Annotated in this window: 11 protein-coding genes and 4 tRNA genes; 9 read left to right on the top strand and 6 right to left on the bottom strand. The window is 66.6% G+C overall.

Annotated features, from left to right (window positions below; all coding sequences use genetic code 11):
* Nucleotides 1-44 precede the first annotated feature (44 nt).
* From LFM09_RS30500 to fxsT, 8 genes are all read left to right on the top strand, one after another.
* On the top strand, nt 45-608 hold the full coding sequence (locus LFM09_RS30500) for a dihydrofolate reductase family protein (protein ID WP_414100029.1): 564 nt from the start codon (nt 45-47) through the stop codon (nt 606-608).
* A 253-nt stretch (nt 609-861) separates the two neighbouring features.
* A tRNA-Arg gene (locus LFM09_RS30505) sits at nt 862-933 on the top strand.
* 99 nt (nt 934-1,032) lie between these two features.
* Nucleotides 1,033-1,104, top strand: a tRNA-Phe gene (locus tag LFM09_RS30510).
* Nucleotides 1,105-1,110: 6 nt separating this feature from the next.
* Nucleotides 1,111-1,202: transfer RNA gene (locus tag LFM09_RS30515), tRNA-Ser, on the top strand.
* A 1-nt stretch (nt 1,203) separates the two neighbouring features.
* Nucleotides 1,204-1,275, top strand: a tRNA-Arg gene (locus LFM09_RS30520).
* 219 nt (nt 1,276-1,494) lie between these two features.
* Nucleotides 1,495-3,255: a hypothetical protein gene (locus tag LFM09_RS30525; RefSeq protein ID WP_414100030.1), complete on the top strand. Its 1,761-nt coding sequence runs from the start codon at nt 1,495-1,497 to the stop codon at nt 3,253-3,255.
* 12 nt (nt 3,256-3,267) lie between these two features.
* Nucleotides 3,268-4,335 carry an AAA family ATPase gene (locus LFM09_RS30530; protein WP_414100031.1) on the top strand — a complete coding sequence of 356 codons (1,068 nt, stop codon included), beginning with the start codon at nt 3,268-3,270 and terminating at the stop codon, nt 4,333-4,335.
* A gap of 1 nt (nt 4,336) precedes the next feature.
* Nucleotides 4,337-8,680 (top strand): FxSxx-COOH system tetratricopeptide repeat protein, encoded by a 4,344-nt coding sequence (fxsT, locus tag LFM09_RS30535; protein ID WP_414100032.1) that lies wholly within the window; start codon nt 4,337-4,339, stop codon nt 8,678-8,680.
* Here fxsT and LFM09_RS30540 read toward each other — a convergent pair whose 3' ends face one another.
* The 4 genes from LFM09_RS30540 to LFM09_RS30555 all read right to left on the bottom strand — a co-directional run bounded on the left by LFM09_RS30540 (nt 8,681) and on the right by LFM09_RS30555 (nt 11,914).
* Nucleotides 8,681-10,459 (bottom strand): aKG-HExxH-type peptide beta-hydroxylase, encoded by a 1,779-nt coding sequence (locus LFM09_RS30540; protein ID WP_414100033.1) that lies wholly within the window; start codon nt 10,457-10,459, stop codon nt 8,681-8,683.
* 11 nt (nt 10,460-10,470) lie between these two features.
* Nucleotides 10,471-10,662, bottom strand: a complete 192-nt coding sequence (locus tag LFM09_RS30545; RefSeq protein ID WP_414100034.1) for a hypothetical protein — start codon at nt 10,660-10,662, stop codon at nt 10,471-10,473.
* A gap of 158 nt (nt 10,663-10,820) precedes the next feature.
* On the bottom strand, nt 10,821-11,012 hold the full coding sequence (locus tag LFM09_RS30550) for a DUF397 domain-containing protein (protein WP_414100129.1): 192 nt from the start codon (nt 11,010-11,012) through the stop codon (nt 10,821-10,823).
* Nucleotides 11,013-11,029: 17 nt separating this feature from the next.
* Nucleotides 11,030-11,914 (bottom strand): Scr1 family TA system antitoxin-like transcriptional regulator, encoded by an 885-nt coding sequence (locus LFM09_RS30555; RefSeq protein ID WP_414100035.1) that lies wholly within the window; start codon nt 11,912-11,914, stop codon nt 11,030-11,032.
* A 180-nt stretch (nt 11,915-12,094) separates the two neighbouring features.
* Here LFM09_RS30555 and LFM09_RS30560 point away from each other — a divergent pair, with 180 nt between their 5' ends.
* Nucleotides 12,095-12,772, top strand: coding sequence for a hypothetical protein (locus LFM09_RS30560; RefSeq protein WP_414100036.1), 678 nt, complete (start codon nt 12,095-12,097; stop codon nt 12,770-12,772).
* Here LFM09_RS30560 and LFM09_RS30565 read toward each other — a convergent pair.
* Together LFM09_RS30565 and LFM09_RS30570 are read right to left on the bottom strand one after the other, a co-directional pair.
* Entirely contained in the window at nt 12,769-15,120 is a 2,352-nt protein-coding gene (locus LFM09_RS30565) for a hypothetical protein (protein WP_414100037.1), read from the bottom strand. The genes LFM09_RS30560 and LFM09_RS30565 overlap by 4 nt on opposite strands.
* A 100-nt stretch (nt 15,121-15,220) precedes the next feature.
* Nucleotides 15,221-15,826 (bottom strand): TetR/AcrR family transcriptional regulator, encoded by a 606-nt coding sequence (locus LFM09_RS30570; protein WP_414100038.1) that lies wholly within the window; start codon nt 15,824-15,826, stop codon nt 15,221-15,223.
* Between the last annotated feature and the right edge of the window lie 46 nt (nt 15,827-15,872).

Consider the following 15,872-nt stretch of genomic DNA (forward strand, 5'->3'; position numbering starts at 1 on the left):
CTACAGTTGTCGTGGTTCAAGCGAGACTGAGGGGGATGATCTGCATGCGAAAGCTCGTCTACTACGTGGCAGTTACTTTGGACGGGTTCATCGCGGCCGAGGACGGGACCTTCGACGGGTTCATCTTCGAAGGCGACCACATGACCGGCATCAACGCCGAGTACCCGGACACGCTGCCCACCCAGTTCCGCGAGGCACTCGGCCTGCAGGACGCACCGAACCGGCACTTCGACACGGTGCTGATGGGCCGCCACACCTACCAGGTGCCCGGCGGACTGACCTCGCCCTACGCGCACCTCCGGCAGTTCGTGGTCAGCTCTTCGTTGATCGACACGCCGCACGACGTCGCGGTGATCCGCCAGGACGTCGTGGGCCGCGTGCGGTCGTTGAAGGAGGAGGACGGCCTCGACATCTGGCTCTGCGGCGGCGGCAAGCTGGCCGCGGAGCTGCTGCCGGAGATCGACACGCTGCTGTTCAAGATCCACCCGGTGGTGTTCGGGCGCGGGATCCCGGTGTTCGACGGGAAGGTCGACATCACGAAGTTCAAGCGCACCGCGGCGCAGCTGTTCGAGAGCGGGGTTTCGTTCATGACCTACGAGCGTTTTTAAATGATTGACGGGCGCCGTGTGTGCCCGTAATACTTGGCACCAACATCAAGGGATTAGGGGAACCGCCATGACGAGCCAGCCGCAGCGCCGACGCTTTAGCAGCGTCAGCTTCGTGCGCCCGTCATCGCGACCGTTTTCGCCGGTGAGCGGCGCAGGCTCCCCTCCATGACCTCGTAAGACGTCATGTTCAGGGAGCCGCCCCTCGGGAAACCGAGCAGGGCGGCTCTCTTTGTTCAGCACGCTTTTGTTTCTTGCCCTTGTAGCTCAATGGAGAGAGTGCGGCGCTACGAACGCCGAGATTCAGGTTCGACTCCTGGCAGGGGTACTTCCGGATGCGAGGGAGACGGCAACCCGCCTCATTTGGGATGAGGAAACACCGCGTTCGACTCGCGGGCATCCGACTGGCGCCTTCTCAGGCGCACCAGGCTCTTTAGCTCAACTGGCAGAGCACCGGGGTGAAGACCCGGCGGTCAGGGTTCAACTCCCTGGGGAGCCACGACGTGGAGGATTGGCCGAGCCCGGTAAGGCAACCGTCTCGAAAACGGTGGTCGGCGCGCGAGCGCCGCGCAGGTTCGAATCCTGCATCCTCCGCCACACCCCCGTGGTCCAACGGACACGACACCGGCGTCCGAAGCCGGAGACGCAGGTTCGACTCCTGCCGGGGGTACTTCGGTCGTGCCGTCATTAATTTGTCCTCTTTTTGAGGCGCGGTGACACATTCACCCGCGTTATTCCACCCGGCTGCGCCCATGCCGTTGTGGCAAAGTGTGCCTGCCTCTACCCGTCCTCAACCGGTCAGGCGTTGTGCGTCATTTGATGTGGTGCTGAAACTAGGTGATCTGGTATCCGTCGCGTCGACAGGTCGTCGTGGGGAGAGGACGGGCACGTGTCACTTGCGCCGACAGACCACCGGACCATCGTGACGGTGGACGTCGCCGACTTCTCCAACCCGAGCCGGCGCGCCGCGCACATGTCCGACCTGCACGACGGCCTCTACGGCGTGTTGAGGCGCGCTTTCAACGGCGCCGGAGTCGACTTCGACACGTGTGAGACCGAGGACCGCGGTGACGGCGCGTTGATCCTGGTGCCCGGCACCTTCCCCAAGAGCGAGCTCGCGGACAAGCTGCCTGGACGGCTGGTCGCCGAGATCCGCCGGTACAACTCGACCAGGGTCGACGCAGCCAAGATCAAGCTGCGGGTGGCGGTGCACTCGGGTGACATCCGGCGGAACACCCACGGCTGGATCGGCCTGCCCGTGATCCTGGCCTTCCGGATCCTCGACGCCCAGGAGGCCAAGCAGGCGTTGCGGCGGCCAGGCAGCGTGCTGGCGATCATCGCCTCGGACCACTTCTTCTCCGAGGTCATCAGCGAGGACCCCGGCAACGACCCCGAGTCCTACCGCCGGATCGAAGTGACGATCAAGACCTTCACCGGGCACGCGTGGCTGCGCCTGCACGGTGAGGACGCGGTCGTGAGCCGGCGACCTCCGCCTGCCGAGGACGAGCTGGGCGTGCTGCCGCTCGCCGCCGAGGACGAGTTCAAGGAACTGCACGCCTGGCTGGTCGCGGTCGAGACACCCCACCTGTCGATGCTCGTGCGCCGTGCCATCGGTGCGGGGATGCCGGTGCCGCGATTCGCATCCGTGTGGGACGCGTTCCTCTACGTCTCCGACCTGAACGCCGGCCCGGACGGCATTCCTCCGGCGGTCCTGTTCGTCGAGCTCGTGGCGAACGAGGTCGGCGGTGACATCGGTGCGCATCTGACGGACTGGGTGGACCAGAGCGTGCGCAAGTTGCGGCGCACCAGCGTGCTGGACCAACAGCGCGAGACGCGGCCACCGATTCAGTTCGAGCCGCACCTGCACCTGTTGTTCGCGATCGAGCTGGACTCCATCGATTCCGACCGGTGCCTCCTTTCTTTCTGGAGGCAGGACGATCCGCTCGAGTGGCCACCACCGCGCGGCGGCGTGCGCGAGTTGGGCATAGCCGACTTGGAATACAAGGTCGACGAAGTGATCATCGCGGCGGAGAGCGCGTGGTCCGGCCTGGCCGCGTCCGTCACCCTGGAATTTCTCCTGGCACGTCCGCTTCTACAATTGCCGATCTACACATGGCGCAAGGAACACTCTTCCGGCGATCCACGCCCACTCATCCTCGACTACACTCTGGCACTGCGATCACTCGAACGAATGCAGGCAAAATTCTGGCATCGCGCGTGGCGCGTGCGGTGGGACTCTATGGTGGAGAACCCGACGTTGAGCCGAATTCACCCAATTGGTGGAGCACAAACCGGAGAGAATGCTCTGGACACTGTGCTGGTTGATTCCAGATGGATTGGGCTGGTGATGGACGAGCCTCCACCGGCCCGCCCTTCGCCGCGCGCCGCACCGGAGGCGCTGACCGCGGCGCTGCGCGCGGGCCTGCCCGTGATCATGTGGCATCCGACGGCACGACCAGAGGACCTGCACGCCCTGGTCGGCCGGCTGGCCGGTGGGCAAGGCGGTGTGCTCGACCTGCCGGAGCAGCGCAGGGCGGCCCACCTCTCCGCGGACGCCGGCGACCTCGTCCGAGATCTCGTGCTGATCTGGGACGACCCCAACAGAACGGTCGTTCTTGATCAGCCGTCGTCGGATCCGGCCGGGCAGTGAGGGGCGAGTCGAATGAGCGCGAGCGAGCCGAGAGTGGACGGCCACCAGCACGCCGAGCCGCCCGACTGGTGGATCTACCGGGGCACCGGGCGCCCCATGTACGACATCGACCTGACGGAGATCCTGCCGCCGCCCCCGCCGTGGCGTGACTTCGGCGGGTCTCTGCCGGAGCCGGACGTGCAACCACCGGAGGACGACGGCGAGGCCGAACGCAGGCTGGGCTCGGAGTTCCACCTCACCGAGGAGCACGTGGATCCGCACGAGCTCGACATGGTCAACGCCAGCCTGTACCTGAGGCGCCCGCTCCTGCTGACCGGCAGGCCCGGCGTCGGCAAGTCCGCACTCGCATGGCGAATCGCCCGCGAACTCCGGCTCGGCCGGGTGTTGCGGTGGCCAATCACCACTCACACGACGCTCAATTCCGGATTGTACAGTTATGACGCCATTGCTCGCGTCCAGGCGGCCGCGACCAGCCAATCCGAGAACACCGAGGAACCCCCGATCGGGGATTTCATCAGGTTAGGCCCGCTGGGCACAGCCTTCCTGCCGCGAAAACTGCCGCGCGTGTTGCTGATCGACGAGCTCGACAAAAGCGAAGCAGATCTTCCGAACAATCTCCTCAGCGTCCTCGAAGACGGAGAGTTCCTCATCGACGAACTGGCCCGAATTCGCCATTCGTCGTCCGAGGTGAAGGTGCACACCGCCGATCCCAACGAGACGGCGACCGTGGTGGACGGCCGGGTCAGGTGTTATGCGTTCCCGATCGTCATCATGACCAGCAATGGCGAACGAGAATTCCCTCCGGCCTTTCTCCGGCGCGCACTCCAGCTCGAAATCAAGGACCCGAACGTCGAACAACTGGCCGCGATGGTGGCCAACCACCTGCTGGACCAGGAGGGCGAGCACCGCGACCGCCTGGTGCGGGAGTTCGTGGAGCGCAGCCGTGCCGAGAACGGCCTGCCCGCCGACAGGCTGCTGGACGCCGTGTTCCTCGCGACCTCCGGCGCCTACAAGCCGGACGGCGTCGCCTGGCCTCGACTGATCGACGCGTTGTGGCGTCGGCTCGCGACGGGCCGGTGACATGGGCACGCCCGGCGCCGACAGAGCCGCGCCCGTGATCGACGAACTCGGCTGGACCGAACTGGGCGACATCGTCTGGCTGGCCTCTGCCATCCGACCTGTCCATCCCGAGCCCTCGGAGCCGGAGAGCGCCGAACCGGTCGAGCCCGAGGACGTGCAGCCGGAAGTCGTCGACCGACCGCCCGCCGAGGTCGAACCACACCGTCAGCCGAATGCACGTGACGCACCTTCCGGCGAGGAATCCGAACCCACACCGATCGACGAGCCGGCGCGGCCGGAGTTCGCCGTCACCGCTGAGCCGAGTTCGTTCGGCAACGGCGATCACGCTGCGGACGCCCCCAGGATCGACACGCTGGAGTGCTTCCGCGCCTTGCGATCGCTCAAACGCGACGTGCGCTCGTGGCGCGACGACGCGGTGGTGCTCGACGAGCAGGCGACGGCGGACCACATGGCGCACACCGGACGTTGGTGGCCGGTGACCCGGTCGAGAACGGAACGATGGCTCGACCTGACACTCGTCGTCGACCGCAGCCCGCTGATGACCCTGTGGCGGTCCCAGGTCACGGCGTTCGCCGAGATGATGGCCCGGCTCGGCGCATTCCGCTCGATCCAGATCCGCCTGCTCGACGTCGTCAGAAACGCTGACGGGTCAAAGGTGCCGATGCTGCGGGGCGGCACCGAGGGCGCACCGCCACGGGATCCCGCAGAGATCATGGACTCGTCCGGCCGGCGGATCGTCCTCCTGCTGACCGACGGCGTGGGCGACACCTGGCAGCCGGACGTGTTGCTGCCCATGCTGGCGCGCTGGGGTCATTCCATGTCGGTTGGCGTAGTTCACCTGATGCCTCAATGGCTCTGGGGCCGTTCCCGAGTGCGGCCCCACCGAGCGGAACTGAGCGTCCACGGGGCGATGAAGCCCAACAGCCGTTGGTCGTTCGAACTGCCCGACGCCTGGCTGGAACCCGATGCCGCCGCATTGACGCGCCCCGGCACCGTGCCGATCCCGTTGATCGAGATGCGCCCCCGGTTCCTGCGCTGGTGGAGCGGCCTGGTCACCGGCGAGACCCACGGCCCTGTCACCGGCACAGTCCTGCTGGCCACCGAGGACCCGGCAACGCCCGACGCCGGCCCTTTGTCAGCGCAAGAACACATTCGCAATTTTCGCAGTCAAGCCTCGCCGCAGGCGTTTCGGCTGGCCACGCTGCTGGCCGCCGTACCCGCTCACTTGGACGTTGCCCAATTAATTCGGGAACGCTTCGTGCCGGAAGCAGGAATAGAGCACCTGGCGGAGTTGGTACTCGACAGACTGCTGTACCCTGCGAACCCCGAGGTTGATGGGTCAACCCGGGATTCAAGCGATTTCGTCTTCCCGGAGGCAGTTCGTGAACTGCTGCTCAGCGGCGCGCGACGGTCTGAGACCGCCAGCGTTGTTCGGGCTGCCGCCGCCCAGTTCTCGGATCGGATGCCTGTTCTCAGCCGCCTTAGAGCAGCCATAGCCGATCCGCATAACGCCCCGGATCCACCGACCAGCGCAAATTCCGCTGATGTCGAACTGGAGAGCGCCGTCATGAGAGCCCTCTCCGGCCCATACCTCTCTCGTGCAGACCGGCTGCGCAACGCCGTCCTGCACGAGCCTTCTTTTTCGCCAGCATCTGAATCAATCAAGACCAGAGCGACGACTGCGAGCGAGGACATGCCCGAATTGGCCGAGCGCCCCAGCGAGTCTGCGACTACGTCCACACCGGACGCCTATACGGCTCGGCCCAGCGACACGAGCATTTCTGATTCGCCCACCAGTTCTTCGGCCCCGACTGCCTCGCCTGGCCTCAGGGCGTTCCACAAACGGCAGCAGGACGATCCGCCACCCGTTTGGGGGAATGTTCCACCCAGGAACCCCAACTTCACCGGACGCGAAGAGCTGCTTGAGCAACTGGGCAAACGCCTGACCGCGGGCGGCACCACGGCGGTGCTGCCATCGGCTCTGCACGGCATGGGCGGTATCGGAAAGACCCAGATGGCGACCGAGTACATATACCGCCATTTGCACGACTACGACCTGATCTGGTGGATCGAAGCCGCCAGGGCCACCCAAATCCGAGCCAGTCTCACCGAGCTGGCCAGGCAACTAGGTCTACCTGGCGCGTCAGAGGCGAACACGGCGGTACCGGCAGTCCGCGAGGCACTGCGTCTGGGGAGGCCGTTCCGGCGCTGGCTGCTCGTTTTCGACGCGGCAGAGAGTCCGGAGGAAGTCCGCCCGTTCTTCCCCACCAACGGTCCGGGCGAAGTGCTCATCACTTCACGCAACCCGGACTGGGCCGGGGTGGCAAGGCCGCTGGAACTGGCTGTGTTCAAGCGCGAGGAGAGCATCGAACTGCTGGGCAGGCGCGGCCCGGAGATCGACCCCCGCGACGCGAACCAGCTGGCCGAGAAACTGGGCGATCTCCCCCTCGCCGTTGAGCAGGCTGCAGCCTGGCGAGCGATGACAGGCATGCCTGTGGCTGAATACCTGCGCCTGTTCGACGAGTCCGTGGCAGAAATCCTCGACACCTCCGCACCGCCTGACTACGAGGTCTCGGTCGCAGCAGCCTGGAACGTCTCGTTCGACGAACTGAAGACCCGCAACCCGGCCGCCCACCAGATGCTGCACATCTGCGCGTTCTTCTCGCCAGAGCCGATCTCGCGGGACCTGTTCACCGGTGTCAGCCGAGTGTCGATCTCCCCGGAACTGGACGCGGCGCTTCGTGACCCGATCAAACTCGCGAGGGCGATCCGCGACATCAACCGCTACGGCCTCGCAAAGATCGACCACGGGAACAACACCCTCCAGCTCCACCGACTGGTCCAGCTGGTTCTGCGCAACCGCGTGATGGCGCCACAACTGCAGGCCCAGATGCGGCACGGCGCACACCAGCTGCTCGCCAGCCTCGACCCGAACGACCCCGAGTCGGCTCGTCATTGGCCGCGCTACCGCGAACTGCTGCCCCACGCCTATGCGGCCGACATCGTCGACTGCGAGGACGGCTGGGTCCGTCAGCTCGCCATCAACCTCATGCGTTTTCTCTTCGCATGGGGTGACCACGACGAAGCCACCAGGCTCGCCGAGTACGCGCACAAGAAGTTCGAGCAGGGGCTGGGCCCGACCCACGCGCACACTCTCGACGTCGCCCAACGGCTCGGCTTCTACCTGTGGGTGCTGGGCCGCTACGAAGAAGCCGCCAGGATCAACCAGCTCACCCTGCAGCGCCGCATCCAGGTGTCCGGCGAGGACAGCGAGGAAACGCTGGCGTTGCAGACGAACATCGTCACCGACCAGCGCGCGAAGGGCGATTTCGCCCAGGCAGCGAAGTTGAGCGACGAGATCTACCACAAATCCAAGCAACTGTTCGGTGAGGACGACCCGGACACGCTTCAAGCCGCCTTCCAGCACGCCCTCAGTCTCCGGCTCTCCGGGGAATACCGAGCGGCGGCCGAACTCGACGAGAACACCCTGCGACGACGCGTCGAGGTGCTGGGCCCCGACCATCCCAGGACGCTCAGCACCAACGCCGCTCTCATCGTCGACCGGCGAGAAGCAGGCGAGTACATGCGAGCCCGGATCGACCAGGAGAAGCTCACAGGGCTTTACCAGGCGCGATTGGGCGATGACAACCCCGACACCGTGGCCCAGGGATTCCTGCTCTCGGTCGCGAGGCGCAAGGACGGTGAGCACACGACCGCGCTCGCGCTGTCGACGACCGCCCTCGAACAGTTCACCGTGGCGTACGGCGCCGACCACCCCACCACCATGGCCTGTGCTCTGGCGCACTCGATCGACCTTCGCCACTCCGGTGACCTCGCGGCGGCGAAGGCGCTCGGCGAGGAGACGTTCGAGAGGTACCGCCGCAGCCTCGGAGAACATCACCCGCACACGATCGCCGCGACGGTCGACCTCGCGGTCACGTTGCGGTTGCGGGGCGAAGCGGCCGACGCACGGGTGCTGGACGAACGCGCTCTGGAGCATTACCGAGCAGGCATCGGTCCCAACCACCCCTACGCGGTCATCGCCACCATCAACCTGGCCAGCGACCTGGCGGCAACAGGTGAGACCACGATGGCGGTAGCACTGGATCAGGACGCGGTCGAACGCTCCGAGCGCGTGCTGGGTGTCAACCACCCCACGACGCTGGCAGCGGCGATCAACCTCGGTCTCGATCTCCGTGCGGCAGGCCGGGCTGAAGATGCGGAGCCCTACCGCGGCCCGATCCTGGACAGGTATCGCAAGGTCCTGGGTGAGGCGCACCCCGGCACCATCGCCGCCATCAAGGGCGCACGAGCGGACTGCGACATCGACCCGATTCTGATGTGACTAACCGGAGACGAGCTGGCCGATCCACGCCGCCACGTCCTCCGGCCCCGGTATCTCAGCGGCGGTGCATCGCAACTCCCGATGCACCGCCCGCACCAACTCCGGGCGGTGCAGCAGAGCGCGCGCGGCCGGCGTGGATCCCGTTGCCGCCAATGCGAGTCCCAGTCCCACCAGAGACGCCGGCCGATCTGGATCCGCCCGCAACTCCGCGCGGTAGCCCCTGGCCGCATCGGCGAACCGGCCGGCCGCATAAGCGAAATCGGCCGCGGTGGCGTCCGGGACAGCGTGCAGCCCGGCCTGACCTGCGTCAGTCAGGCCGAATCTGATCAGTGTGGCCCGGCTGCGCGACCAGGAACCGTCGGGCACCGGTGTCGGAGGTACCTCGGCTCGGCTCAGCACAACGGGTGGCCGGGATCGTCCTGCCCTCCAGGCACGCGCCAGATCGGCAACCACTGCAGGGTCCGGCCGCAGGTGTCGCAGACGCCATCCGGCCAGATGGTCCGCGGCCAGCGCGGTTGCCAGCACCACGACGTCGTCTGGAGCGGGCTCTCGCTGCCACGGACCGAGCACCTCCGCGATGCCGTCCAGGAATCGCCGGCCTGCCTCGGTGAGCGTCGTGTCTTCCCGGAGCACGAGCAGCGTGCGCCAGGTCTGTCCGCGCCAGAACACGAACTCGAACCACGCCCGTCGAGTTGCCGGCCCGACTTCGGTTCCAGCGAGTGCGCGCCAGAACGCGGTCACGCCAAAGAAGGCGTAGGCCCCCTGCACCGCCCCGCGAAGTGGCCGAGGGTCATCCCGCCACGGCACGTAGATCCGTTCACTCGGATCGCTTTCGTAGAGCTGCGTGAGGTGCAGAATTCCGCCGAGCACGATGTGCTGGAACTCGTGGACCAGGGTTGCGGCCAAAGCGGGGCCATCCGTCGGTCGGCCGACTACAGCGCTACCGAACGCCTCGCCGGTCGACGCGCTCGGGTTCTGGAACGGCACACGAGGCTTGGGCACCAGCGAGCTCAGGCCGGCGGAGAGGACTGGGGCGAAGTCAGGCAGGGCCGAGACCAGTAGCCGCCAGGCGTCGTCGAGCAACCGGCTCCACGCGTCGAACTCGGCGGCGCCGAGCCTCTGCGGAAGCAGCGGTTCGTACAACCCTCGATACGGGTCCACGTCGTCGAGGAACACCGTGAACCTGTTTCGCCCTGCGCCACACCGACGTTGACAAACATGCCGCCAACCGGGGGCGTCCACGTCAGGAGGATGCGGCACGTGCACTTCGGCGGCATCGTTGGCAACCACGTAGTTCCCGCGCCCACCGCGCACCGTTGCCGTCGAGAACGCAGTCGAGGACGGCAGCTGCGCTGTACCGAGCGAGGGCAGTGACGCGTTCCCGTCCCACACGGGAACCGCGATCTCGAAATCCAGGCCTGCCTTGATCGCAGCGGCCGCCGCGAACGCGTGCACGTGGCCGAGATGCATCCACAACGGACATGCCCCGTCGATGCCGTCACGCAGCAGACGGGTCGTGTAGCCCGCCCAGCTTCCGGTGTAGGGATGGGTGAGCAACCGTTCGAACGCGGCAGGGCACGCGTCCTCGACCCGAGCCAGCAGCTCCCACACGTCCTCGATCGGAGGCATCGGCCCGTACAGCTCCGGTGTCTTCGCAGAGGCGTCCAACAGCGCGTGCAACAACAGCTTCCGCCTGCTGCGCTCGGCTCGCCGCAGCCGGCGCACCATCGACGCATCACCCTCAAGGCGCGCGAATGCGTCGAAGTCACCCCAGGGCATGCGGTGAAACATCAGTCGATCCGCTCACCACCGGAGGAGTTGCTGCTTCGGTAGGGCGCCCGGACGAGGCGGGCTCGTTCGACCACATGGTGCAACGCACTGCGCAGGGTTTCGTCATCCAGCTCGCGCAATTTGGTGAACGGGACCCTCTCGAGGTCGAGCAGGTCGGATTCGACGCCAGGTTCGATACCCGAAGAAGTCATGTTCTTGTCCCCTCACGCCGCAACCCCGGTAGAGCAGGTAACACCATGATGACGCAACCGCGAGCGGTTGCGGAAGGCCGACGCCCTGGCACGGGCGTTCACCGATGACGGGCACAAAATATTCGCATTCAGGTGTGCTCGACTCGAACGCGCGAATGTCACAGCCCGCCGACAACGTTCACGAAGGAACTCCAACCTTCCTTGGAGATAGCGATTTCAGGCTGGCCGACACGCCGATCCTTGCTGTCTCGAACCAGGACACAGCGAGCGTCGAATTTGACCTCGACACAGCTCCCCGAAGAGTTGGTGTAGCTGCTCGTGAACCATCCGCTGCGACCACGAGGCGACACCGGGACATTCTGGTCGATCAATCCAGCTCCTTGATGCGGCGATGAATCAGTTCCAACGAGTTCGACTTGCTCAGGGCGCGCCCGAGCGCATCGTTGTAGGTCGCGGCGATATCACGCACCAAATCGGGATCATCGATTATCGCACGCGTGGTAACGCTTTCCTGCCAGGCCACCGTGGGCAGCCGAGGATTCGCAAAGTCGATCAAGTGCGTAGTCGCTGCCCCGAAGAGACCACACCATGTCGCGGTAAAAGGGACGACTCTGACTTCAATGTTGTCAGGATGACTTTCGATGGTTTGTGCGAGGTGCTCGAGCTGCGCGCGATAGACCTCCGGACCGCCGATCTCCTGACGAAGTGCCGCCTCGCTGATGATGGCCGTCATGTGCAAGGGGTTGTCGCCTGTGAGGTACTGCTGCCGCAGAAGACGAACCTCCACGCGATGGTCGACCTCAACTCGGGGCTCGGTGACAGAAGGGATCATCAGCGCCTTGGCGTAGTCAACCGTCTGCAGGAGCCCTGGAATCAGAACACTCTCGTAGTACCGAACTCTCCTGGCACCGGCTTCCAGACCGATCAGCCGTTGGAGCTCGCTGCTGAGCACTCCCGAGTAGCTCATCCACCAGGCACGGCCCTTGGCCGCCGCCCGGAGCTCCAGCAGTTCCTGCCGCTCCTCCTCGTCGTACTCGAACAGCTCGACGAGGTTGATCAGATTCTCTTCAGAGAGGATCTTGCGCTCGTTCTCGACGGCGGACCAGTAGTTGCGCGTGAAGCCCAACCTCTGCGTGATGGTCTTGACCTCGATGCCCAGCTCGTCGCGGCGCTGTCGTAGCCGAAGTGCGAGCTCCCACGCTGCGACGACGGGTGATGTCGGCACCGGCACGACCCCCCTTTCGGCGGCCATCTGTTCGGACGAACCGCACAGGTATATCACGCGGTTACGCATACCGGAGGCAGAACTGGTTACAGTAACCCAACAATCACCTGGTTACGGTAGTACGCGCATCGCGCGTCCCCTTACCGTCAGGTTGCCAGCACGCTGTCGCAGCACCTTCGACGCCCCGTAGCCGGGAGGAACGCGATGATGAGCAGTCCCTCACCCGAGCCGGGCGAACTGCTGGTCGAAGCCGGGGACGAGCGCCTCATGCTGACCACGGCGCACTGCACGGTCATCGCCGCCGACATCGAAGGATTCGGGCAGCACAGCCGGAACAACATCAACCAGGTGCGGATTCGGCACGGCATGTACAAGGCGATGCAAGCCGCCTTCGACGCCGCTGGGATCCCCTGGTCATCGTGCCGTCACGAGGACAGAGGAGACGGTGTTCTTGTGCTCGCGTCTGCGGACGTGCGTAAGAGGTTGTTCGCCGACCACTTGCCGAACGCGCTTGTCGAGGCGTTGGTGCGCCACAACCGGATCCACCCACCGCGGGAGCGAATACGGCTGCGGCTCGCACTGCACGCGGGTGAGATCAACTACGACCAGCACGGGGTTACCGGGTCCGCGATCAACCACACGTTCCGGCTTCTCGACGCCGACGTTCTCAGGAGTGCGCTGGAGAGCTCATCGGCTGTGCTGGCGGTCATCGGTTCGGCGTGGTTCTTCGACGAGGTCATCCGGCACAGCGAACTCAGCCACGCCAAGGCGTACCGGCCTGCGGACGTGGCGAACAAGGAGACCACCACCCAGGCGTGGGTCCGGCTGCTCCGGCCGCCTGTGCGGCGGCTGCACGCGCCGCCGCACAAAGGCCAGAACCTTTAGGGCTCGAGGATCGTGAAGTAGTACCAGTTCTCCAGCGATCTCGCGCCCGTCGCCGTACGGGTGTTGACGACCAGGTACGTCCCACCGGCCCGAGTCGGCGTCCAGTCGAAGGTCGCCGTGCCGTCCGCACCCACCGGTGCGGTGTGCTCGACGCCGTCGATCTTGTACACGAACTCCGCGGCACCGGGCTGGTTCGACTTCAGCGTGAAGCTGCCCGAACGCCACGGCACCGTGCGGTTCTCCGGGAACTCCGCCGAGGTCACGTCAGGAATGTCGCTCACGTTGAAGGCTTGGCTGCCCTCGGCCGACCAGATGCCCGCCGCGTTGCGGACACGCGCGAGCACGTGCTGGTACCCGGCGACCGGCGGGACGAACGTCGCCGTCGCCTTGCCGTCAGATCCGGCCGCCACCCGATGCTTCGTCTCCCGGTCGTAGCTGAACCAGTACTCGTACTCGACCGGGTTCTCCATCTGCGTGTTGAACGTGATCGTGCCCTGCTGCTCCGGGTGCTCGGCACCGGTCAGGGTCAGGTAGGGCGCGACGCCGTCGACCATGAAGCTGAAGTAGGTCTCCGTCGACACGGTGCCGGCCGCGTCACGGCTGGTCGCGTGCAGCACGTCGATCTTGTCGGTGGTCGGCGTCCACGCGGAGGTCGCGGTGCCGTCCGGGCCCGCGGGCACGATCACGGGTTCCGTCGCCGTGCCGTCGCGGTGGGTGAACCAGTAGCGGTACTCGACGGTGCCGGGCAGGCGCGGGGTCAGCGTGATCTGGCTGACCGAGCCGACCTTCGCGCGGTCGATGGCCACGCGGGGTGCGCTGTCGACCTTGAAGCGGTACTCGCGGGTGAGTGAGCGTTCGCCGGTGGAACTGACGCTCTGCACCTTCAGGACGTTGATGTCGCCCTTGGTCGGTGTGAAGGTGACCGTCGCGGTGCGGCCGGCGACGGTCTGCTCGGGGTCGCCGTTGAAGCTGTAGGCGTAGCTCGCGACGTCCTGGAGCCAGGAGCTGAACTCGAAGTCGCCGGGGACACCCGGGCCGCCCTCGTAGTTCGTCCCGTTGTCCGGGTACATGCCGGAGAAGACGATCGGCCTGCTCTCCAGCACGGTGAACGAGTAGAAGGTCGACCAGTTCGCGTGGTTGCCCGCGCGGTCCACCGCGTACACCTCGACGGAGTTGGTGCCCGAGTTCTGCGGCGTGAAGCTGACGGTCGCGGGACCGCCGAGCTCTGCGGGGCGCACGACCGCGAAGTCCGACTGGCCGGAGAAGCGGTATCGGTACGTGGCCACGTCTGTGGAGGTCGACGCGAACGTGAACTCACCAGCGACACCGATGCCACCGTGCGGGTCCCAGCCCGGCGGGTAGGCCGCGGACGTCACGGTCGCGGGCTCGGGGCGCGTGCGGTCGACGGTGAGGTAGCAAGGGGCGGTCTCTGCGGAGGACGCGGTGCCGTCGTGGGCGCGCACGGTCCACGCGTAGGTGCCCTCAGTCTGGTACCACTCCGAGACCTGCGCGGTGGTGCTGCCGTCCTCGCGGACAGGCCAGCGCACCGACTGCCGGGCGGCCGGGTCGGCCACCGGCCACGTCGAGTACTCGGCCTCCAGCACGTCGCCGGGGTCGGGATCGGTCACCTTCGCCTGGAACACCACGCCCCCGTCGGTCAGGCGCGCCGGGTTGACGTACGTGCCTGGCGAGACCGGGTCGCACGGCAGGTTCGGGTCGCGCTGCCGTTGGATCTCCAGGCCGACCGGCACGTTCGGCGGCTTGTTGTGCGACACCACGAGCTTGAGGTCGTTCGCGACGCGGCGGCCGTAGCCCTGGTCGCGTTCCTGCGCCTTGGGTACCCGCAGCTCCAGGGTGACAGCGCTCTCACCGCGCTGCACGGCCGCCTTGATCGCGGCGGTCAGGTCGAAGGTCATCGGGTCGGCCGGGCACTGCTGCGCCGGGCCGGCCGTCGCGAGCAGCTCGCGCTCCTTCGGCGGGCGCAGCCAGGACGACTTCGTGGTGAGCGGCTCGGTGCGCCACACCTGGACGGCGCGCTCGGCGCAGTCCCCCGCCGCGGTCTCCTTGCCGGTGAGCGTCGCGCCCAGCACGTCGGCGCTGCGCAGACCACCGAGGTCGAAGCGGAAGTACGACCTGCTCACGTGGTTTCGCGGCCATGCGCCGACGGGTGCGTCACCGGCCGGGTTCAGGTGTGCGCGGTTGGGTGTCGCCAGGTCGACATAACCCCATTCGGCACGGGTCAGCGTCGTTGACGGCACGTGGTCGTCGGCTTGCGCGGGTGCCGTCACGACACCGAACGCCACTGCCGCGACGGTCACGGACAGCACAGATCTTCGCCACCGGTTCATCGGATCTCTCCCCCAAAATCGACAACGGTGCAGCGGCCGAATGATTACAGGCGACCTGGCACCGAAGCCCACCTTTTGGAGATCCCGCACATGTCCCGGTTCAGCGGGCGAGTGCTTCCACCCGGATGCCGTTGAGCAGCAGGCGCAAGCCGTACTCGAACTGCTCGTCGGAACCCACGACGAACAGGTGATCACCGGGCGGCCCGCCGACGACGTGGTTGACCTGCGCCCAGCGTTCGTCCCGGCGGCCTGCCCGCACGGTCATCGCCAGCGCGGCCGCGAGGTAGGCGACGAGCGCCTGGGAGGCCCGCACCACGTCGGCAGGCGGCAGGCCCGCTTCGGTCAGTGCGGCGGTCATGCCGGAACCGAGCCGACGGCCGTTGTCGCCCAGTGGCGGGCGGGCCGCGAGGTGAGCCGAGATGCCGGGGTGGCGCAGGGCGGCCGCGCGGATCTCCGTCATGACCGCGCGCAGCCGCTCGGCCCACGGCGTGCCGGGACCGGGGTCCCTCGCGTCGGCGAGTGCGGCGTCCGCGACCGCGTCGAGGAGCGCTTCCCCGTTCGCGAAGTGCCGGTAGAGCGTCATCGGATCGCACCCGATGTCGGCGGCGATCCGGCGCATGGACATGGCCTCCGCGCCTTCCCGATCGCCGAGGCGCAGCGCGGCGTCGACGATCACCTCCGGGGTGAGCCGTCCTGACCTGACCATGCGCGTCAATCTACACCGTAGACCTGCAGGTCGAGACCGGTCTACG

Source organism: Lentzea alba, assembly GCF_047445655.1.
GTDB lineage: Bacteria > Actinomycetota > Actinomycetes > Mycobacteriales > Pseudonocardiaceae > Lentzea > Lentzea alba_A.